At 68.3% G+C, this 19,924-nt stretch carries 17 protein-coding genes and 1 tRNA gene; 14 read left to right on the forward strand and 4 right to left on the reverse strand.

What is annotated here, in order from left to right:
- Positions 1-35 precede the first annotated feature (35 nt).
- Positions 36-109 (reverse strand) — tRNA-Gly (locus tag METY_RS00355).
- A 363-nt stretch (positions 110-472) separates the two neighbouring features.
- Here METY_RS00355 and METY_RS00360 point away from each other — a divergent pair.
- Positions 473-1,066 carry an SCO family protein gene (locus METY_RS00360; protein WP_103119419.1) on the forward strand — a complete coding sequence of 198 codons (594 nt, stop codon included), beginning with the start codon at positions 473-475 and terminating at the stop codon, positions 1,064-1,066.
- On the opposite strand, the gene METY_RS00365 is transcribed toward METY_RS00360, so the two are convergent.
- On the reverse strand, positions 1,057-2,916 hold the full coding sequence (locus METY_RS00365; protein WP_244593461.1) for a glycosyltransferase: 1,860 nt from the start codon (positions 2,914-2,916) through the stop codon (positions 1,057-1,059). The two genes, METY_RS00360 and METY_RS00365, sit on opposite strands and share 10 nt — an antisense overlap.
- A gap of 193 nt (positions 2,917-3,109) precedes the next feature.
- Between METY_RS00365 and METY_RS00370 the strand changes: the two genes are divergently transcribed.
- The 3 genes from METY_RS00370 to METY_RS00380 all read left to right on the forward strand — a co-directional run bounded on the left by METY_RS00370 (position 3,110) and on the right by METY_RS00380 (position 5,981).
- On the forward strand, positions 3,110-3,958 hold the full coding sequence (locus METY_RS00370; RefSeq protein WP_244593462.1) for a transporter substrate-binding domain-containing protein: 849 nt from the start codon (positions 3,110-3,112) through the stop codon (positions 3,956-3,958).
- 75 nt (positions 3,959-4,033) lie between these two features.
- Positions 4,034-5,683 (forward strand): lysine--tRNA ligase, encoded by a 1,650-nt coding sequence (locus METY_RS00375; protein WP_103119422.1) that lies wholly within the window; start codon positions 4,034-4,036, stop codon positions 5,681-5,683.
- A gap of 13 nt (positions 5,684-5,696) precedes the next feature.
- On the forward strand, positions 5,697-5,981 hold the full coding sequence (locus tag METY_RS00380; RefSeq protein WP_103119423.1) for a DUF6460 domain-containing protein: 285 nt from the start codon (positions 5,697-5,699) through the stop codon (positions 5,979-5,981).
- Between the two features lie 40 nt (positions 5,982-6,021).
- Here the strand turns inward: METY_RS00380 and METY_RS00385 are convergent, their stop codons facing one another.
- Positions 6,022-7,113 carry a quinone-dependent dihydroorotate dehydrogenase gene (locus METY_RS00385; RefSeq protein WP_103119424.1) on the reverse strand — a complete coding sequence of 364 codons (1,092 nt, stop codon included), beginning with the start codon at positions 7,111-7,113 and terminating at the stop codon, positions 6,022-6,024.
- Complete coding sequence (locus METY_RS00390) at positions 7,110-7,475, reverse strand: DUF952 domain-containing protein (protein ID WP_103119425.1); 366 nt, start codon at positions 7,473-7,475, stop codon at positions 7,110-7,112. Before METY_RS00390 ends, METY_RS00385 begins: the two co-directional genes overlap by 4 nt.
- 211 nt (positions 7,476-7,686) lie before the next feature.
- Between METY_RS00390 and METY_RS00395 the strand changes: the two genes are divergently transcribed.
- The 10 genes from METY_RS00395 to METY_RS00440 all read left to right on the forward strand — a co-directional run bounded on the left by METY_RS00395 (position 7,687) and on the right by METY_RS00440 (position 19,856).
- A complete protein-coding gene (locus METY_RS00395) occupies positions 7,687-8,316 on the forward strand; it encodes a S24 family peptidase (RefSeq protein WP_103119426.1) in 630 nt (209 codons plus the stop codon).
- A gap of 62 nt (positions 8,317-8,378) precedes the next feature.
- Positions 8,379-9,257, forward strand: a complete 879-nt coding sequence (locus METY_RS00400) for an NAD(P)-dependent oxidoreductase (protein WP_103119427.1) — start codon at positions 8,379-8,381, stop codon at positions 9,255-9,257.
- Positions 9,258-9,803: 546 nt separating this feature from the next.
- The gene (locus METY_RS00405; protein WP_103119428.1) at positions 9,804-11,012 is read left to right on the forward strand and encodes an aminotransferase class V-fold PLP-dependent enzyme; all 1,209 of its coding nucleotides are present in this window, start codon (positions 9,804-9,806) and stop codon (positions 11,010-11,012) included.
- A 122-nt stretch (positions 11,013-11,134) separates the two neighbouring features.
- A complete protein-coding gene (locus METY_RS00410) occupies positions 11,135-12,076 on the forward strand; it encodes a D-2-hydroxyacid dehydrogenase (protein WP_103119429.1) in 942 nt (313 codons plus the stop codon).
- A 184-nt stretch (positions 12,077-12,260) separates the two neighbouring features.
- The gene (locus METY_RS00415) at positions 12,261-13,127 is read left to right on the forward strand and encodes an NADP-dependent methylenetetrahydromethanopterin/methylenetetrahydrofolate dehydrogenase (protein ID WP_103119742.1); all 867 of its coding nucleotides are present in this window, start codon (positions 12,261-12,263) and stop codon (positions 13,125-13,127) included.
- Positions 13,124-13,753, forward strand: a complete 630-nt coding sequence (fchA, locus tag METY_RS00420) for a methenyltetrahydrofolate cyclohydrolase (protein ID WP_103119430.1) — start codon at positions 13,124-13,126, stop codon at positions 13,751-13,753. The genes METY_RS00415 and fchA overlap by 4 nt, the downstream gene beginning before the upstream one ends.
- A 52-nt stretch (positions 13,754-13,805) precedes the next feature.
- Positions 13,806-14,975, forward strand: a complete 1,170-nt coding sequence (locus METY_RS00425) for a malate--CoA ligase subunit beta (protein ID WP_103119431.1) — start codon at positions 13,806-13,808, stop codon at positions 14,973-14,975.
- Positions 14,976-14,987: 12 nt separating this feature from the next.
- On the forward strand, positions 14,988-15,887 hold the full coding sequence (gene sucD / locus METY_RS00430; RefSeq protein ID WP_103119432.1) for a succinate--CoA ligase subunit alpha: 900 nt from the start codon (positions 14,988-14,990) through the stop codon (positions 15,885-15,887).
- 103 nt (positions 15,888-15,990) lie between these two features.
- Positions 15,991-18,759, forward strand: coding sequence for a phosphoenolpyruvate carboxylase (locus METY_RS00435; protein WP_103119743.1), 2,769 nt, complete (start codon positions 15,991-15,993; stop codon positions 18,757-18,759).
- A 122-nt stretch (positions 18,760-18,881) separates the two neighbouring features.
- Positions 18,882-19,856 carry an HpcH/HpaI aldolase/citrate lyase family protein gene (locus METY_RS00440; protein WP_103119433.1) on the forward strand — a complete coding sequence of 325 codons (975 nt, stop codon included), beginning with the start codon at positions 18,882-18,884 and terminating at the stop codon, positions 19,854-19,856.
- Positions 19,857-19,924 lie beyond the last annotated feature (68 nt).

Genomic DNA, 19,924 nt, shown 5'->3' on the forward strand with positions numbered 1-19,924 from the left:
GAATCGCTATAAGATTGCGGAATATATGGAATTTTTGGAGCGGGCGAAGGGAATCGAACCCTCGTATGCAGCTTGGGAAGCTGCCGTTCTACCATTGAACTACGCCCGCCTTGGGCGGACCATAAGCTGGAGGCGCGCGGGGGACAAGACGGTTTCCCCGGGGTTCCTGCGCGAGACGCGCGCTCGTGATCGTGGTGGGTCGGCCCGGCCGTCGACGCCGTTTAGCGCAGGGAGTAAACGATCCGCGTGCGGCGTATCGGACGTCGCCGGAAGCGAAGGCGCCCATGGCCGAACCGGGCCTGACTCGTGACCGACGCCGAACCCGGCCCAGCGCGGCCGTGGCCGCGACTGCGCTCGGCCTCGCGGCGATGGTCGCGGCCGGAGTCGCGCTATGGGCGGAGGAGGGCGGCTCGGTGTTCCTCGCGAGCGCTTTCGCCGCCGTCATGACCTGTTTCTGAACGGAGTTTCGCGCATGTCCCCCCGTACGGCGTTTTTTGCGGGCGCGGTGGTCTTCGCCCTCGGCGCAGCCGGCCTCGGCGTCGCGCTGGTCCACCTCACCTCGGGCGGCGGCGCCGTCGCGACGCAGAGCTCCAGCGTCGGCGGCCCCTTCGCGCTGGTCGACCAGGACGGCGCGCCGGTGACGCAGGCAACCTTCAAAGGCCAGCCCTACGTCGTGTTCTTCGGCTTCACCCACTGCCCCGACGTGTGCCCGACGGCGCTGTCCGACATCACGCAGGCCTTCGAGGCGCTCGGCGCCGACAAGGACAAGATCCGCGCGGCCTTCGTCACCGTCGACCCCGCGCGCGACACCCCCGCGGACATGAAGGCCTATCTGGCGAGCTTCTCGCCGCGGATCATCGGCCTGACCGGCTCGCAGGAGCAGGTCGACGCTACGGTGAAGGCGTTCAAGGCCTACGCCAAGAAGGCGCCTCTCGCGGGCGGGGACTACACGATGGACCACACCGCGATCGTCTATCTGATGGACCGCAACGGCGCGTTCGTGCAGCCGCTCAACCTCAAGCGCGCCCCTGAGGAGGTCGCCGCCGAGCTCAAGCGCTACCTCTGAGCTCCGGACGCGCGACGGGAGGACAGGCCGTGCGCCGTCTTCTCCCAATGCGTGGCGCTGTCGAACACGATCTGACCAAGCGCGCGCCACGCCGCGGCGCCCACGAAAAGCCAGTAGACGGGCATCGTCAGCAGATCGACGGCGAGCGACGAGGGTCCCCGGCGGTCCACGCCGATCCAGCCGCAGGCGAGCCCCACGGCGTAGCCCGCGAGGAGGTTCGTGACGTGAAAGGTCGCGAGCGTCTGTTCCGCCAGCGAGGCGGACGGCGCGAGCAGCGCCCCTGTGCAGAGGGCGACCAAAATGCCTGCGACCACGGCGGGATAGGCCAACGCCGTGGCCGCCACCCCGCCGACCACCAGATGGGCGGCGACGAACCTGCGGATCCCAAGCCGGCGCGCGAGGTCTCCCGACCGCCGGCCATGTACGACCGCGGTCACCATGTAGCCTTTCATCCAGCGCGTGCGCTGGCGGATCCAGAGCCCGGGCGTGGCCGGCGCCTCCTCCCAGGTCACGGAATCGACCGCGCGCGTCGACCAGCCGCCGCGGGCGAGCCGGAGGCCGAGATCGGCGTCTTCGGTGACGTTTCCCGCGTCCCACCCGCCGACGGTGCGCAGGGCCGCGGTCCGGAAGTGGTTGGAGGTGCCCCCGAGCGGGATCGGGAGATCAAGCGCCGCGAGCGCCGGAACGACGACGTCGAACAGCGCCGCGTACTCGATGCGGAACTGCCGGGCGAGCCACCCGTCCCCATGGTTGTCGATGGCGAGGCGCGCCTGGACGCAGGCGACCGTCTCGGGGCTCGTGCCGAAGGCGTCGAGCGCGCGGCGCAGCTGGTCCGGCTCGGGGCGATCCTCCGCGTCGAACACGGTCAGGAATCTCCCTCGCGCCGCCATCAGGCCGGCGTTCAGCGCGCGCGGCTTGGTGCGCGGCCCGCCGGGCGGAAGCTTGAGCACCTCGATCCCCGCCCGCGGCGGACGCGCCTTGAGCGCGCCAAGCGTCTCCCCGTCGTCCGCTTCAACCAGGAGTTTGATGTCGAGCTTTGCCGCCGGGTAGTCGAGCCGCTCCAGCGCGTCGAGCAGATCCGGCACAATCGCCGCCTCGCGGGCGAGCGCTACGAGCACGGTGTAGACTGGCAGGCTTTGCTCGGATCGCAGCAGGAGGGGCCGTTCCGGCCGCGCCGGGTTCAGGGCGATCGCCAACCGGAACGCGTTCATGACGAAGAACAATCCGCCGATAGCGGACGCGCAGGCGGCGAACACCAGGGGGCTGACGAAGGCCGCTCCGGCGAGGCAGGCCGCGACGACGAAAAGCAGGGTCCGGGCGCGCGCGTCGATCTTCGGCATGCCGCGCGCCACCGTGAGCTCAGGCGAAACGAGCGTGGGGCCCATCGAGGCCGCCTCCGCCAGCGCGGGCCCCGCGCAGGAGACCGCGAGATCGACGAAATCCGCTGGTCCCAGCAGGGCGAGGCGGCCGCCCTCGGGCGCCCGCAGGGCCGAAAGACGCGCAAGGCTCGCGACCGAGACGCCGCGCGCGGCCACCACGATGACCTGTCGCGCATCCGCATCGCTGAGCGCGAGCGTTCCCGTCCGCATCGCCGTGGCGAAGGTCTCGGCGTCGATCGGCGCCGGCGGCGCCAAATCAGGGTCGTAAAGCGCGACGCCGAGACCGCGCGCGAGCCGCCCGACCAGATCCCGCTCCGGAAGGGGCCCGGACGCCAGCAGCGCGTCGAAGGGCTCGCATCCCGCATGGTCGGCCTCCGCCAGCGCTGCGAGAAGAGCGCCGGGAGCGACGCCGCCGGCCGCGAGCGCGACGAACTCCGGCGGAAGCGGGCGGACGACGCGGGCCGCCTCCAAGGCATTGGAACGGCGCAGCGGACCGAAGTGCGGGGGCTCGAGGCTGGCGCGCGAACGCGTCCCGCTCTCGGCACGAGACTCTTCCGCTCCCCGCACGATGCCCAGCCCCCCGGCGTTTACGCGCTCTGCAGGCGAAAAGTGTAGGATCGCCTGAAGCGAGGAGTCGAGTCCTATGCAACTTCAAGGCGCACTCGTGCGCGCAATCGCCCTAGCCCTGTTCGTCGCCGGCGCATGGACGCCCGCCGCGGCCCAGACTCCTGCGCCGTCGGCGGCGCCGAACGTCGCCATTCCGCGCTTTTCCGATCCGAGGACGCGCATCGAGAAGCCCGATCTGCCCGCGGGCCGGGTTCTGAAATGGGCGACGGGCGACGACTACCCGCCGTTCCACTACGCCGACGGCGACGGCCAGCCCGCGGGCTTCGCGGTCGATCTCGCGCGCGCCGTCTGCGCCGAGCTCCAGGTCGCGTGCACGCTCCAGGCCTGGCGCTGGGACGCGCTGCTCGACACGATCGACAAACGGCAGGCCGACGCCATCGTCGCCATGCTGCGGCCGACGCCGGAGATCCGCGCGCGCTTCGGCGTGTCGGAACGGTTTCACCAGACGCCGGCGCGCTTCGTGGCGCGCAACGATAAGGCGATCCCAGGCGCGACGCCGGAGGCGCTCGCCGGGCGCGCGATCGCCGTGGTGGAAGGGTCGGCGCACGAGGCCTTCCTCAAGACCTTTTTCCCCCAGGCGGCCGCGACGCCGTTCCGGAACGCCGACGAGGCTCTCGCTGCGGTGAAGGACGGCCGAGCGGACGCCGGCTTCGGAGACGGCGTGGCGCTGGCGTTCTGGCTGAACGGCACCGTCTCCGGCGGTTGCTGCCGGTTCGTCGGAGGCCCCTTCGCGGAAAGCCGGTATTTCGGAGAAGGCGTCGGCGTTCTGGTGCGCCCAACCGACGACAAGCTGCGGCAGGCGATCGACTACGCTCTGCAGCGGCTCGATGAGAGCGGAGCTTACGCCGAGATCTACCTCCGGCATTTCCCCATCAGCCTGTGGTGAGGGCTGCGTCGATTGACGCGCAGGCGGCCGGTTTCTAGTTTCCGCCCTCTTTTACCCCTAACGCCTGCAGGCATCATGACCGTCCTCGACGCATCCGCCCTCGCCGCTCTCGCCCGCACCTCGAACGCCTGGCCGTTCGAGGAGGCGAAGAAGCTCGTCGAGCGGCTGAAGAAGCATCCGAAGGACGAACCGGTTCTGTTCGAGACCGGCTACGGCCCCTCCGGCCTGCCGCACATCGGCACCTTCGGCGAGGTGGCGCGCACCACCATGGTGCGGAACGCCTTCCGCACGCTCACGGAAGACAAGATCCCGACGCGGCTGCTGTGCTTCTCGGACGACATGGACGGCATGCGGAAGGTGCCGGACAACGTGCCGGACCCGGCCGCCCTGCAGCCCTATCTCCAGATGCCGCTGACCTCCGTGCCGAACCCGTTCGGCGGCGACTACCCGAGCTTCGGCGCGCACAACAACGCCATGCTGCGGCGCTTCCTCGACACCTTCGGCTTCGACTACGAGTTCGCCTCGGCGACCGAGTACTACGCTTCGGGCAAGCTCGACGCCGTGCTCCTGCGCGCGGCCGAAAAGTACGACGCCATCATGGGCGTGATGCTGCCGACGCTCGGCGAGGAGCGGCGGGCGACCTACTCGCCCTTCCTGCCGATCTCTCCCGCGAGCGGCCGCATCCTCTATGTGCCGCTGAAGAAGGTGGACGCGAAGGCGGGAACGATCACGTTCACCGACGAGGACGGCGTGGACAAGACCGTGCCGGTCACCGGCGGCCATGTGAAGCTGCAGTGGAAGCCCGATTTCGGCGCGCGCTGGGCGGCGCTCGACGCCGATTTCGAAATGTTCGGTAAGGACCATCAGACCAACGCGCCGATTTACGACCGGATCTGCGAGATCCTCGGCGGCGTCGCTCCCCAGCATTACGTCTACGAGTTGTTCCTCGACGAGAACGGCCAGAAGATCTCGAAGTCCAAGGGCAACGGCCTGACGATCGACGAGTGGCTGACCTACGCCAGCCCGGAGAGCCTTGCGCTCTACATGTACCACAAGCCGCGCGAGGCGAAGCGGCTGCACTTTGACGTCATCCCGCGCGCGGTCGACGAGTACTTCCAGTTCCTTGGCGGCTTCGGCCGTCAGGAGCCCAAGCAGCAGCTCGGCAATCCGGTCTGGCACATCCACTCGGGCCAGCCGCCCGCCGCGGACATGCCCGTGTCCTTCGCGCTGCTGCTCAACCTGGTGTCGGCCTCCAACGCCGAGAACCGCGCCGTGCTGTGGGGCTACATCGGACGTTACGCGCCCGGCGTGACGGCGGAAACCCATCCAAAGCTCGACGAGCTGGTGGGCTACGCGCTGCGGTACTACGAGGACCACGTGAAGCCGACCAAGCGCTTCGCCGCGCCGGACGAGGTGGAGCGGCAGGCGCTGGAAAGCCTCGACGCGGCCCTCGGCGCCCTCCCCGCCGATGCGCCCTCGGAAGACGTGCAGGCGGCGCTCTACGACGTGGCGCGCGCCGTCCCGCGCTATCAGGACTTCAACGCCAAGGGCGCGACGCCGGAACGCCCCGGCGTCAGCCAGGAGTGGTTCTCGGCGCTCTACAAGACGCTGATCGGCCAGGAGAAGGGTCCGCGGTTCGGCTCCTTCATCGCACTTTACGGCGTCGACGAGACCCGGGCGCTGATCCGGCGCGCGCTCGACGGCGAACTCGCCCAGGCGGCGTGAGAGGGAACGAACGATGTCCTATGGGTCCTCCGGCGCCTCGCGCTTCTTCGGCGGCTCGCCAATCGGCGTCATCCTGCGTCTGCTGCTGCTGTGCGTGATCGTGGGCCTGGTGCTGGACCAGCTCGACCTCGACGTGTTCCGCCTGCTGGACTACGCGATCGACGTGGTCCGCGACCTGATCGCGAACAGCGCCGACCTGCTGCGGACGCTGCTGCGCTACCTCATCATCGGCGCGATGGTGGTGATCCCGATCTGGCTCGTCCTGCGCCTGCTCAAGATCGGCTCCGGCCGCCCCTGAGCCGGCGGAAGCGGACCGGGCGACGGGCTGGAACGAACCGTCAGCCCGGTCCGGCCGCCGCGACGGCGCGCGCGTCGACGCCGACGAGCGGCGCGAGTGAACCGGCGCCCGCCGCCCCGACCGCCTCGGTCAGAGTCGACAGCGTGCGGCGGACGAGACCGGGGCCTTCATAGATCAGGGCGCTGTAGAGCTCGACCAGCGTCGCGCCCGCCCGGATCTTCGCAAGCGCGTCCGCGCCCGACGCCACCCCGCCCACTCCGACCAGCGGGATGCGTCCCCCGGTGCGCAGGTATGTCTCGGCGAGCGCCCAGGTGGCGCGGCGGAACAGCGGCGCTCCGGACAGGCCGCCGGTTTCCCCGGCCGCCGCGGAGCGTAGCGTGGCGGGGCGCGCGAGCGTGGTGTTCGAAACCACGAGCCCGTCAAGTCCACGGTCCAGCGCGACCTGCGCCACGTCGTCGAGGCCGTAGAGGTCGAGGTCAGGCGCGATCTTCAGCAGCACGGGCCGACGCCGGCCGGTACGGGCCGCCGCCCGGTCGCGGGCGTCGAGAACGCGCGCCACCAGATCGTCGAGAGCCACCTTCGCCTGCAAATCGCGCAGGCCCGGCGTGTTGGGCGAGGACACGTTGACCACGAAGAACGAGGCGACCTCGGCGAAGGTCTCGACGCCCGCGACGTAGTCCGCGGTGCGATCGGCGGAGTCCTTGTTGGCGCCGACGTTCACGCCGACCACCCCCGGCCGCCCGGCCCGCCGCGTCAGCCGGCCGAGCGCCGCCGCCGAGCCGTCGTTGTTGAAGCCCATGCGGTTGACGATCGCGCGGTCCTCGCTGAGCCGGAACAGGCGAGGCTTCGGGTTGCCGACTTGGGGCTTCGGCGTGACCGAGCCGATCTCAACGAAGCCGAAACCCAGCGCCAGCATTGCGTCCGGGACCTTGGCGTCCTTGTCGAGGCCGGCCGCAAGCCCGATCGGATTCGGAAAGCTGAGGCCGAACGCCTGCACCGCCAGCCGGGGATCGCTGGGCGGCGGGCGCCGGGCGGGCATCCGCTCCAGCGCGGCGAGCGTCGCCGTGTGGGCGGTCTCGGCGTCGAGCGCGTGCAGCGCGACCCGTGCGAGCGGCCAGAGCGGCCCGATCACGTCGGGTTCTCCCCAAACGAGGGCTCAGGAAAGGCGTGGCGGCCGTCGGCGCTCAGCGGCAGCGGGCGGACCCAGCGCACCGCATCCAGCCCGAGCGGCGCGTAGAGGTGGGGGAACAGCGCGCCGCCGCGGGACGGCTCCCAGCGGAGGGCCTGTCCGAGCGCGCCGGGGTCGACCGCGATCAGCAGAAGATCGTCCTGACCGGCGAAGTGTTTCGCGGCGGTCTCCCTCGCCTGCGCGGCGGTCGAGAAATGTATGTAGCCGTCCGTCAGGTCGACGGGCGCGCCGTCGAAACGGCCGGCCGCCTGCGCCTCGCGCCACAGCGCGGCGGGCGCGATCTTGTAGATCAACTCAGGCGTCATGATCGATCGACCCTTGGACGGCGTGGGCGCGGAACGCACCTCGGCGTGCGGCGTTGAGGCACGGCGACGCCTCGTGGTGGATTAAAGCCGCGATGACGCGCTCGCAAGGCCGGGCGGGCCCCGATTGCCGCTGGACATGCGGCTCGAAAGGTACTAATTCCTATTGAAACGACGTCCGGGACGCCGTTTCGACACGGTGGAGTCCGATGTCATGCTGGGCCACGGCCAGATCTGGGCGGCGATAGACGCATTGGCGGCTAAAAACGGGCTGTCGGCGTCTGGGCTTGCGCGGCGATCAGGCCTCGATCCCACCACCTTCAATCGCTCGAAGCGCATCGCCGCCGACGGGCGACCGCGGTGGCCCTCCACCGAGTCCATCGCGAAGGCGCTCGACGCCACCGCGACCAACCTCGACAGCTTCATGGGCCTGCTGACCGACGGCGCGCCAACGCCGCGCCGGCATGTGCCGCTGATCGGCTTGGCCCAAGCCGGCGAAGGCGGTTATTTCGACGACGCCGGCTTTCCCGTCGGCCAGGGCTGGGACGAGATCGATCTGCCCGGCGCCGATCGGGAGAACGTCTACGCGCTCGAGATTTCCGGCGACTCGATGTCGCCCGTCTATCGCGACGGCGACGTCGTGCTGGTCTCGCCCGGAGCCGCGGTGCGGCGGGGCGATCGCGTGATCGTACGCACCACCGGCGGCGAGGTCCTCGCCAAGGAGCTCGCCCGCTCGACCGCCAAGCAGGTCGAGTTGAGGTCGATCAACCCGGCGCATCCCGACCGCACCCTTCCAACATCCGAAGTCGCGTGGATCGCCCGCATCGTGTGGGCCAGCCAGTAGCTCCCACCTCGTTCTCGTTCTCGTGCGCGTCCGCGTCCGCTTTCCATCATAAGGAGGTCGTCATGCAGGCGGCGTTTCTCGGGCTCGGCACCATGGGCGCGCCGATGGCTGCCAATCTGGCGAAGGCGGGCGTGGCCCTGCGGGTGTGGAACCGGTCCGAGGGCCCGGCGGCCCGGCTTGCGGAGTTCGGCGCGGAACCTGCTGCGAGCCCGGCCGAGGCGGCTCGCGGCACGGACGTGCTGATCGCCATGCTCGCGGACGACGCCGCGACGAGCGCCGTCCTGCTCGACGGCGGCGCGCTTGAGGCGCTCGCGCCCGGCGCTCTGCTCGTGAACATGGCGACGGTCGCGGTCGCCGTCGGCGCGTCGCTCGCCGCACAGGCAGAGAGCCGCGGCGTCGCTTACGTGGCGGCGCCGGTGCTCGGCCGGGTGAACGTCGCGGAGGCCGGCGAGCTCAACATCCTCGCCGGCGGCCGCGCCGACGCGATCAACCGCGCGCAGCCGCTGTTCGACGTCATGGGCCGCAAGACCTGGCGCTTCGGCGACCGGCCCGAGCAGGCGAACGCGGTGAAGCTCGCGGTGAACTTCATGCTGGCCAGCGCCATAGAGACCATGGGCGAAGCCGCCTCGCTCGCCGAGGGCCATGGTGTCGCGGGCGCCGATTTCCTCGCGATGGCGACCTCGACCGTGTTCGCGGCGCCCGCCTATCAGGGCTACGGCGCGGCGATCGCCTCAGAGACGTTCGAGCCGGCAGGTTTCAAGCTGTCGCTTGGGCTGAAGGACGTCAGGCTCGCACTGGAAGCGGCCGAGGCGGCGCGGACGCCGATGCCTTTCGCCGCCGTGCTGCGGGACAACCTGATCGACGCCGTCGCGCATGGCGAGGGCGACCTCGACTGGGCCGCGCTTGCGAAAGTCGCCGCCCGCCGCGCCGGGCGCATCTAATCCAACCCCAACGGGCTCCGAGCTAAGTGGCGCGCGGCCGGCCGGGCCGCGCGCGTCGCGTCCATAGGCGTCGTCCGCAACACATCTTCGGACGAGGCACTGATCGACGTTGTCGATCAGTCGATTTCCTTCGTACATCACACCTTTACTGAGGCGATGAAATTGCCGGAAAGGCCCGAGAAGCGGCCTTCCCTGGCATGCCAGCGCGGGATATGGATGGCTTTCGGCTGTTCGCGCCGGGAGCCTGCGCCGAAAGTCGCATCGTGCCTTGGAGAGATTCAAGGGCATCTTGCGCCATCGGTTTCGCGCCCGCGCGACGCCGAGGCGTTTGCGCGCGCTCAGCGCCTCCGGCTTGTGCGCCGTAAACGTTGATTACGACCAATCGGTCAGTCTAGAAGTTTTCCTGAACGATAACACTAGGCTAACTGAATTCACCAGAATATGCGGCGGATTCATCGTCCAAACGACCACGTGACCAGCTGTCGCATAGTTCTTTCTCTCTCTGATCTCTATTCTGCGCGCCAACAATGCGCTTAGGAGGAAACAATGGCGAGACGCCCCGGCAAGAACTTCCTGTTCGTCCCCGGCCCGACGAACGTCCCGGAGCGGGTGCTCCGCGCGATGGTCGTGTCGCAGGAAGACCACCGCTCGCCGATCTTCCCTGAGCTGACCAAGCCGCTCTATGAGGGCCTGAAAAAGGTCTTCAAGACGAAGGACGGCCAGGTCTTCATTTTCCCGTCCTCCGGCACCGGCGGCTGGGAAGCGGCGCTCACCAACACGCTCGCCCCCGGCGACAAGGTGCTGACGGCCCGCTTCGGCCAGTTCTCGCACCTTTGGACCGACATGGCCCAGCGCCTGGGCCTGGACGTCCAGATCCAGGAAGAGGAATGGGGCACCGGCGCCCACGAGGAGAAGATCGAGGAGGCCCTCGTCGCGGACACCGCGCATGAGATCAAGGCCGTCATGGTCGTCCACAACGAGACCGCCACGGGCGTGACCTCCAACATCGGCGCGATCCGCAAGGCGATGGACGCCGCCAAGCATCCGGCGCTGCTGTTCGTGGACTCGGTGTCGGGCCTCGGCTCGATCGACTTCCGTTTCGACGAGTGGAAGGTCGACTGCGCCGTCTCCGGCTCGCAGAAGGGCCTGATGCTGCCGGCCGGCCTCGGCTTTGTCTGCGTCAGCCAGCAGGCGCTGAACCTCCGGAAGAACTCGAAGCTCAACAAGGTCTACTTCGACTTCCAGGACCACATCAACACGAACCCCTCGGGCTACTTCCCCTACACGCCGGCGACCCCGCTGCTGCACGGCCTGCGCGAGTCGCTGCAGTGCATCGAGGACGAGGGCCTGGAGCAGATCTTCCGCCGCCATCACGTGCTGGCCGAAGCCACCCGCAAGGCCGTGGACGCCTGGGGCCTGAAGCTTTGCGCGAAGTCGCCGCGCTGGCACTCCGACACCGTGTCGGCGATCCTGGCTCCTGAGGGCATCGACGCGGCGAAGATCATCCGCCACGCCTATGACCGCTACAACCTGGCGCTGGGCGCGGGCCTGTCGAAGGTCGCGGGCCGCGTCTTCCGCATCGGCCACATCGGCGACCTGAACGAGCTCATGCTGCTGGGCGCGCTCGCGGGCGCGGAAATGTCGATGCTCGACAATGGCGTGAAGATCAAGGCCGGCTCCGGCGTCGGCGCCGCGCAGGACTACCTGCGCGACAATCCGATCGAGGCCCAGGCCGCGGCTCCCAAGGCGGCCTGACCTGACGTGAAGCGATCGGGCGCGCTGGACAGAGCGCGCCCGGTCGTCATTCTGCCACGGTCAAAAACGCCCGAGTCCCGACGGGGGAGCGCTCCCGCGCGGACCGGCGCAAGGGGAGCGCAATGACGCACAAGATCGTTTTTCTGGACCGCGAAAGCCTCGACGCCAAAGTCCGTGCGCCGAGCTTTCCGCATGAGTACGTGGAGCATCAGTCCACCTGGACGCCCGACGAGATCGTCGAGCGCCTGAAGGACGCCGACATCGCGCTGATCAACAAGGTGCCGATGCGCGCCGACGTGCTGAAGCAACTGCCGAAGCTCAAACTGATCGCCGTCGCCGCCACCGGCACCGACGTGATCGACAAGGCCCAGGCCAAGGCGCAGGGCATCGTCGTCTCGAACATCCGCAACTACGCCTTCAACACCGTGCCCGAGCACGTGATCGGCCTGATCTTCGCGCTGCGCCGCGCGATCGTGCCCTACGCCAACTCGGTGAAGCGCGGCGACTGGAACAAGTCGCAGCAGTTCTGCTACTTCGACTATCCGATCTACGACGTCGCCGGCTCCACCCTCGGCATCGTGGGCTACGGCGCGCTCGGCAAGTCGATCGGCAAGCGGGCGGAAGCGCTCGGCATGAAGATCCTGCCCTACGACGTCTTCCCGCAGGACGGCCTGGTCGACTTCGAGACCGTGCTGACGCAGTCGGACATCATCACGATTCACGTGCCGCTCACGCCCGACACCAAGAACATGTTCGGGGCGGAGCAGTTCAAGAAGATGAAGAACAGCGCCATCGTCATCAACACCGCGCGCGGCGGCCTGGTGGACGAGGCGGCCCTGCTCGACGCGCTGAAGTCCGGCGAGATCGGCGGCGCAGGCTTCGACGTGGTGGCGCAGGAGCCCCCGAAGGACGGCAACATCCTGTGCGACGCCGACCTGCCGAACCTCATCGTCACCCCGCACGTCGCGTGGGCGTCGAAGCAGGCCATGCAGATCCTCGCCGACCAGCTGATCGACAACGTCGAGAACTTCGTCGCGGGCAAGCCGTCGAACGTCGTCGAGTAAGGCTCCGGCCTCGAACGCCACCGTCATGCCCGGCGCAGCCGGGCCTTCACGACTTGCTCGTGCGGCCTGACGTCGGGGGCCAAAATTATGGATGCCCGCAAAGGCGGGCATGACGTCCCGCGTGGCCGACGGCCTGCGGCGTCAGACAGAAAACGTCCGCGGACGCGCGGCATCAGGGAAGACCATGACCAAGAAACTGCTGTTTCAGTTCGACACCGACCCGACCCCGAGCGTCTTCGACGTCGTCGTGGGCTACGACGGCGGCGCCGACCACATCACCGGCTACGGCAACGTCACGCCCGAGAACGTCGGCGCCTACGTGGACGGCACGATCTACACCCGCGGCGGCAAGGAGAAGCAGTCGACGGCGATCTTCGTCGGCGGCGGCGACATGGCGGCCGGCGAGGCCGTCTACGACGCCGTCCAGAAGCGCTTCTTCGGTCCGTTCCGCGTGTCGACCATGCTGGACTCGAACGGCTCGAACACCACGGCCGCGGCCGGCGTGGCGCTGGCCGTGAAGGCGCTTGGAGGCGACGTGAAGGGCAAACGGGCCGTCATCCTCGCCGGCACCGGCCCGGTCGGCATGCGCTCCGCCGCGATGCTCGGCAAGGAAGGCGCGACGGTCGCGATCGTCGGGCGCGCGCTCGACAAGGCGCAGAAGGCCGCCGACAACATCGAGAAGCGCTTCGGCGTGAAGGTCGAGGCGATCGAGGCGAAGAGCGGCGACGACCGCGCCAAGGCGGTGTCGGGCGCGAACCTCGTGTTCTCCGCCGGCGCGATCGGCCTGGAGCTGCTGGCCGAGGACGTCTGGAAGTCCGAAGCCTCGATCGAGATCGTGGTCGACTACAACGCCCAGCCCCCGCTCGGCATCGGCGGCATCGACGCCATGGACAAGGCCAAGGAGCGTCACGGCAAGCTCGCGCTCGGCGCGCTCGGCCTCGGCGGCCTGAAGCTGAAGCTTCACCGCACGCTCATCGGCAAGCTGTTCGAGGCGGCCGACCAGTCTTTCGACGCGGACGAGATCTACGCCCTCGCGAAGGAAATGGCATGACCGCCAAGGACCAGACCCTCGGCGTTTTCCTGGACGAGCTCGGGAGCGAGGCTCCGACGCCCGGTGGCGGCGGCGCGGCCGCGATCCACGGCGCGACCGGCGCGGCGCTGGTGTCGATGGTGATCAACCTCACGGTCGGCAAGCCGAAGTACGCCGAGGTCGAGGCGGAGCTGAAGGACGTGCTCGTCCGCTCGGAAGCGCTGCGCGCCAAGCTGACGGACGCGATCGACGACGACGTGAAGGCCTTCGACGCGGTGATGGGAGCTTACGGGCTCCCGCGCGGGACCGACGAGGAAAAGGCGGCCCGCGTCGAGAGGATCCAGGCTGCGCTCAAGGTCGCGACCGACGTGCCGCTCGATGCGGTGCGGCTCTGCCGCGAGGTGATCGACCTCGCGGCGATCACCGCCGACAAGGGCAACCTCAACGTGATCTCGGACGCCGGCGTCGCCGTTCAGTCGGCCTATGCCGGACTGCTGAGCGCCGCCCTCAACGTCCGGGTGAACGCCAAGTCGATCAAGGACCGGGAGTTCGCGGACGCCCGGCTCGCCGAACTCGAGACGCTGCTCGGCGAAGCCGAGGCGCTCACGAAGAAGACGTACGACGTGGTGAAGAACAAGGTGAGCTGACCACACACGAAAGCTCGCGCGTCGGTGCGTTGAAACGCAAGGGAGGGTCGTGATGGACGTTCACGAGTACCAAGCTAAAGAACTGCTCGCGAGTTTCGGCGTCGCCGTCCCTAAGGGGGCGGTGGCGTTCAGCCCGGACCAGGCGGTCTACGCTGCCACCGAACTCGGCGGCTCGTTCTGGGCGGTCAAAGCTCAGATCCACGCCGGCGCCCGGGGCAAGGCCGGCGGCGTCAAGCTCTGCCGCACCTACAACGAGGTGCGCGACGCGGCGAAGTCCATGCTTGGCAAGCGCCTTGTGACCTTGCAGACCGGACCCGAGGGCAAGCCGGTGCAGCGCGTCTACGTCGAGGTCGCCGATCCCTTCGAACGCGAACTCTATCTTGGCTTCGTGCTGGACCGTAAGGCCGAGCGCGTCGTCGTCATCGCCTCGACGCATGGGGGCATGGAGATCGAGGAGATCGCCCAGAACGACCCCGAGGCGCTGATTCAGATCGTCGTGGAGCCAGCGGTCGGCCTGCAGCAGTTCGAGGCGCGCGAGCTTGCGTTCCGGCTCGGGCTCAACATCCGCCAAGTCGCGGCCGCCGTCCGCCTCATCATGAGCGCGTACCGCGCCTTCCGCGACACCGACGGCGTGATGCTCGAGATCAACCCGCTCGTCGTGACCCGCGACGACCGCGTGCTCGCGCTCGACGCCAAGATGTCCTTTGACGACAACGCGCTGTTCCGTCGTCACAACGTCGCGGACATGCACGACCCTTCGCAGGGCGATCCGCGCGAAGCGCAGGCGGCTGAGCACAACCTGAACTACATCGGGCTCGACGGAGAGATCGGCTGCATCGTCAACGGCGCGGGCCTCGCCATGGCGACGATGGACATGATCAAGCACGCCGGCGGCAGCCCTGCGAACTTCCTCGACGTCGGCGGCGGCGCCAGCCCCGAGCGCGTGGCCACTGCGTTCCGCCTCGTGCTCTCGGATAAGAACGTCAAGGCGATCCTGGTCAACATCTTCGCCGGGATCAATCGCTGCGACTGGGTCGCGCAAGGGGTGATCCAGGCGGCGAAGGAGGTGAAGATCGAGGTGCCGCTGATCGTGCGTCTCGCCGGCACAAACGTGGAAGCCGGCAAGAAAATCCTCGAGGAGAGCGGCCTCGACCTGATCGCCGCCGACACGTTGTCGGAGGCCGCCCAGAAGGCCGTCGCCGCCTACAAGACCGCGGCCTGAGGAGACCCGATCATGAGCATCCTCATCGACGAGAAGACCCCGATCATCGTCCAAGGCATCACGGGCGACAAGGGCACCTTCCACACCAAGGAGATGGTGGAGTACGGCTCCAACGTCGTCGGCGGCGTGACCCCCGGCAAGGGCGGCAAGACGCACCTCGGCCTCCCCGTCTTCAACACCGTGAAGGACGCGGTGGCGGCGACCGGCGCGACGACCTCGATCACCTTCGTCGCCCCGCCGTTCGCGGCGGACGCGATCATGGAGGCCGCGGACGCCGGGCTCGCGCTCGTGTGCTCGATCACCGACGGCATCCCGGCCCAGGACATGATGCGCGTGAAGCGCTACCTCCGCCGCTATCCGAAGGACCGGCGGACCATGGTGGTCGGCCCGAACTGCGCCGGCATCATCTCCCCGGGCAAGGCGATGCTCGGCATCATGCCGGGCCACATCTACCTCAAGGGCAACGTCGGCGTGATCTCGCGCTCCGGGACGCTCGGCTACGAGGCGGCGTCGCAGATGAAGGCGCTCGGCATCGGCATTTCGACCTCGGTGGGCATCGGCGGCGACCCGATCAACGGCTCGTCCTTCCTCGACCATCTCGCGCTGTTCGAGCAGGATCCGGAGACCGACGCCGTGCTGATGATCGGCGAGATCGGCGGCCCGCAGGAAGCCGAGGCCTCGGCCTGGATCAAGGACAACATGTCGAAGCCCGTGATCGGCTTTGTAGCGGGCCTGACGGCGCCCAAGGGCCGGCGGATGGGCCACGCGGGCGCGATCATCTCCGCCCAGGGCGACAGCGCGGCGGAGAAGGCCGAGATCATGCTCTCCTACGGGCTGACCGTGGCCCCGTCCCCCGGCGACTTCGGCACGACGGTTGCAGAGGTTCTGGGCAAGCTCAAGAACGCGGCCTGACGCTCCGCACGCCGGCGTCGGCGCCTGAATTAGCGCCAACGCCGGCCGTCATCCGTCTCCAAAGACGGCGCGCCTCCGCACGTCGGTAGAAGTGGATCTCGCGATGACCTCGATCGTTCAACTTGCTCCCCGTCCGACGCCCGACGCCGGCTTCGCCGCTCCGATGATCACCGGCACCGAGCCGGACGTTGCGACCGAGATCCTGTTCCAGTCGCTGCTCGACGTCTGCCGCCGGCATCAGCCGGAGCTCGAGGGCGTGCTGAAGGGCGAGACCGACATCGCGGGCCTCAGCCCGGAGCTGATGGGCCGCGCGCTCCAGGTGCAGGGCATCTGGTTTCGCCTGCTGTCGATCGTGGAGGAGAACACGGCGATGCGGCGCCGCCGCCACGCCGAGCGCACCCTCGGGCGTGCGGAGGTCAAGGGCACTTTCTCGAGCGTCCTCGCCGACGCCGTCTCGGCGGGAGTGAAGCCGTCAGAGATCCACACCCTGCTGCGCGAGCTGCGCATCCGCCCCACCCTGACGGCCCACCCGACTGAAGCGAAGCGCGTGACGGTGCTGGAGAAGCTCCGGCGCATCTATCTCGACCTGCGCGAACTCGAGCTGCCCCGCTGGACCGAGCGCGAACGCGTCGCGCTGATCGCCGACCTGCGCGACCAGATCGAGCTGATCTGGATGACGGGCGAGCTGCAGCTCGAAAAGGCGACGGTCGTGCGCGAGGTCTCGTGGGGCCTGCATTTCTTCGACGAATCACTGTTCGACACGCTGCCGGAGGTCCTGGACTCGCTCGAAGCCTCGCTCGCCGAATACTACCCGGACGAGACCTTCGAGGTGCCGGCGTTCTTCCAGTTCGGCTCCTGGATCGGCGGCGACCGCGACGGCAACCCGTTCGTGACCTCGGCGGTCACCCGGACGACCCTCAAGCGCAACGGCCGCGCCTCCATGCGGCGCTTCCGCACCCGCATCGTCGATCTCGGCAAGCTGCTGTCGATCACCGAACGGTCGCTGCCGACCCCGATCTCGTTCCGCAAGGAGCTCACCGCCCGGCTCGCCGCGAGCGGCGACGGACAGGCCATCGAGGCGCGCAATCCCGGCGAGCACTTCCGGCAGTTCCAGACCTGCATCCTGCGGAAGCTCGACGCCACCATCGAGCGCAACAAGGAGGAGCCCGTCATCCTGCCGGGCCCGTTCTATGTCGACGCCGACGAGCTGATCAACGATCTTAAGGCGCTCGAACAGGGACTCGTTGAGGCCGGCTGCCGATCTCTGGCCGTCAATCAGGTCCGCCCGGTGCGCCGGATGGTCGAGCTGTTCCGCTTCTCCACAGTCCATCTCGACGTCCGCGAGAACTCCACCCGCACGACCAACACGCTGCGGGAGATGTGGGCCGCGATCGAGGGCCAGTCCGCCGATCAGGCCCCGGACGTCGAATCCCGCGAATGGCGCGCCTGGCTGACCTCGGAGCTGTCCAAGCCGAGGTCGACCCCGCGCCGGCTGGAAGGGCTGTCCGAAGAGTCGCTCGAAACGCTCGCGACCTTCGCCCTGGTGGCCGAGATGCGCACGGAGCTCGACCGCGAAGCCGTCGGCTGCTTCGTGCTGTCCATGACGCGCTCCGTGAACGACATCCTCGGAGTCTACGTTCTCGCCAAGGAAGCGCGGATCTATCTCGACAGCCCGGGCGTCGAGATCTGCCAGTTGCCCATCGTCCCGCTGTTCGAGACGATCGAAGACTTGCGCGCCGCGCCGGCGATCATGAAGGAGCTGCTGTCGATCCCGCTGGTGCGCCGGTCCGTGCGGTGGCAGGGCGGCTACCACGAGGTGATGATCGGCTACTCCGACTCAAACAAGGACGGCGGCTACTTCGCCTCGAACTGGGAGCTGTACAAGGCGCAGGCCAAGCTCACCGAGGTCGGCGAGCAGGCGGGCGTGCCGATCGCGTTCTTCCACGGCCGGGGCGGTTCAGTCTCCCGCGGCGGCGCGCCGACCGCGCGCGCGATCGCGGCCCAGCCCCCAGGCTCCATCCGCCGGCAGTACCGCGTCACCGACCAGGGCGAGGTGGTGTCGTTCAAATATTCGAACCGCGGCACCGCCGCCTACCAGATGGAGCTGACCGCGGCCTCCATCATGGAGCAGGTGCTGCGCTCGCAAACCGAGAAGCAGGCCTCCCGGCCGGAGTACGACGACGCCATGGAGGCGCTGTCGGGCGCCTCGCGCGCGGTCTACAGCAACCTCATCAACCATCCCGGCCTCGTCGAGTACTTCCAGAACGCGAGCCCGCTCGACGAGCTCGCGCTCTTGAACATCGGCTCGCGCCCCGCCCGCCGCTTCGGCGCGCGCTCGCTCTCCGATCTGCGCGCGATCCCCTGGGTCTTCGCCTGGGCCCAGAACCGTCACATCATCACCGGCTGGTACGGCATCGGCTCCGCGCTCAAGAACTTCATCGACGTCCGGGGCGAGGAAGGCGAAGCGCTTTTGAAGCGCATGTTCGAACAGTCGAAGCTGTTCCGGCTGATCCTCGACGAGGTCGAGAAGACGCTGCGGATGGTCGATCTCTCGATCGCACGCGAGTACTCCAGCCTCGTGCCGAACGAGGCCATCCGGGACGACATCTTCCGGATGATCGAGGAGGAGTACGCGCTGACCTGCGAGATGGCGCTGCGGGTCTCCGGCGGCGGCGAGATCGCGTTCCGATATCCCGCCTTCCGGGAACGGCTGGCGGAGCGCCTGCCCGTCATCAACCAGGTCAGCCACGAGCAGGTGGAGCTGCTCCGCCGCTACCGCGGGGAAACTGACGAATTCAAGCGCGAGGAGGCGAAATCCGCGCTTCTTCTGTCCATCAACTGCATTGCGGTCGGATTCGGCGCGACGGGATAAGATTAGATCCTCGGCTTATGCGCTTTTCGTAGTTTATCCGAACTGATGTGTTGCACCTTTAATTATAATGAGTACGGTCCGCCGCAGCGATCGTGCTTAGAAATTTGCTTCAGGAGGAAAGTATGAGCTTCACTCTGGTTCAGCAGGCCACGCCGCGTCTGCATCGTTCTGAGCTTGCGGTGCCGGGCTCGAACCCGACCTTCATGGAGAAGTCGGCGCAGTCGAAGGCCGACGTCATCTTCCTCGACCTCGAGGACGCGGTCGCGCCCGACGACAAGGAGCAGGCCCGCAAGAACATCGTTCAGGCCCTGAACGAGATCGACTGGGGCACGAAGACCATGATGATCCGCATCAATGGTCTCGACACCCACTACATGTACCGGGACGTGGTCGACATCGTGGAGCAGTGCCCGCGGCTCGACATGATCCTGATCCCGAAGGTCGGCGTGCCGCAGGACGTCTACGCGATCGACGTGCTGGTGACTCAGATCGAGCAGGCCAAGAAGCGCGAGAAGAAGCTCGGCTTCGAGGTTCTGATCGAGACCGCGCTCGGCATGGCGAACGTCGAGGCGATCGCGACCTCGTCGAAGCGGCTCGAGGCGATGTCCTTCGGCGTCGCCGACTACGCAGCCTCCTGCCGCACCCGCACCACCGTCATCGGCGGCGTGAACCCGGACTACTCGGTGCTCACCGACAAGGACGAGGCGGGCAAGCGCGAGACCCACTGGCAGGACCCGTGGCTGTTCGCCCAGCAGCGCATGCTGGTCGCCTGCCGCGCCTACGGCCTCAGGCCGATCGACGGCCCGTTCGGCGACTTCTCCGATCCCGAAGGCTACCTCTCCGCCGCCCGCCGCTGCGCGGCCGCGGGCTACGAGGGCAAGTGGGCGATCCACCCCTCCCAGATCGAGCTCGCCAACGACGTGTTCACGCCTTCGGAAGCCGAGGTCACCAAGGCCCGTCGCATTCTGGAAGCGATGGAAGAGGCCGCCAAGGCCGGCCGCGGCGCTGTGGCGCTCGACGGCCGCCTGATCGACATCGCCTCCATCCGCATGGCGGAAGCGCTGATCGAGAAGGCCAACGCGATGAAGGCCGCCTGATCAGGCGTATCGGACTTCGATCGCAATCCAAACGCAAAACGGCCGGGGCTTCGCTCCGGCCGTTTTCG

The organism is Methylopila sp. Yamaguchi, from assembly GCF_002897035.1.
GTDB lineage: Bacteria > Pseudomonadota > Alphaproteobacteria > Rhizobiales > Methylopilaceae > Methylopila.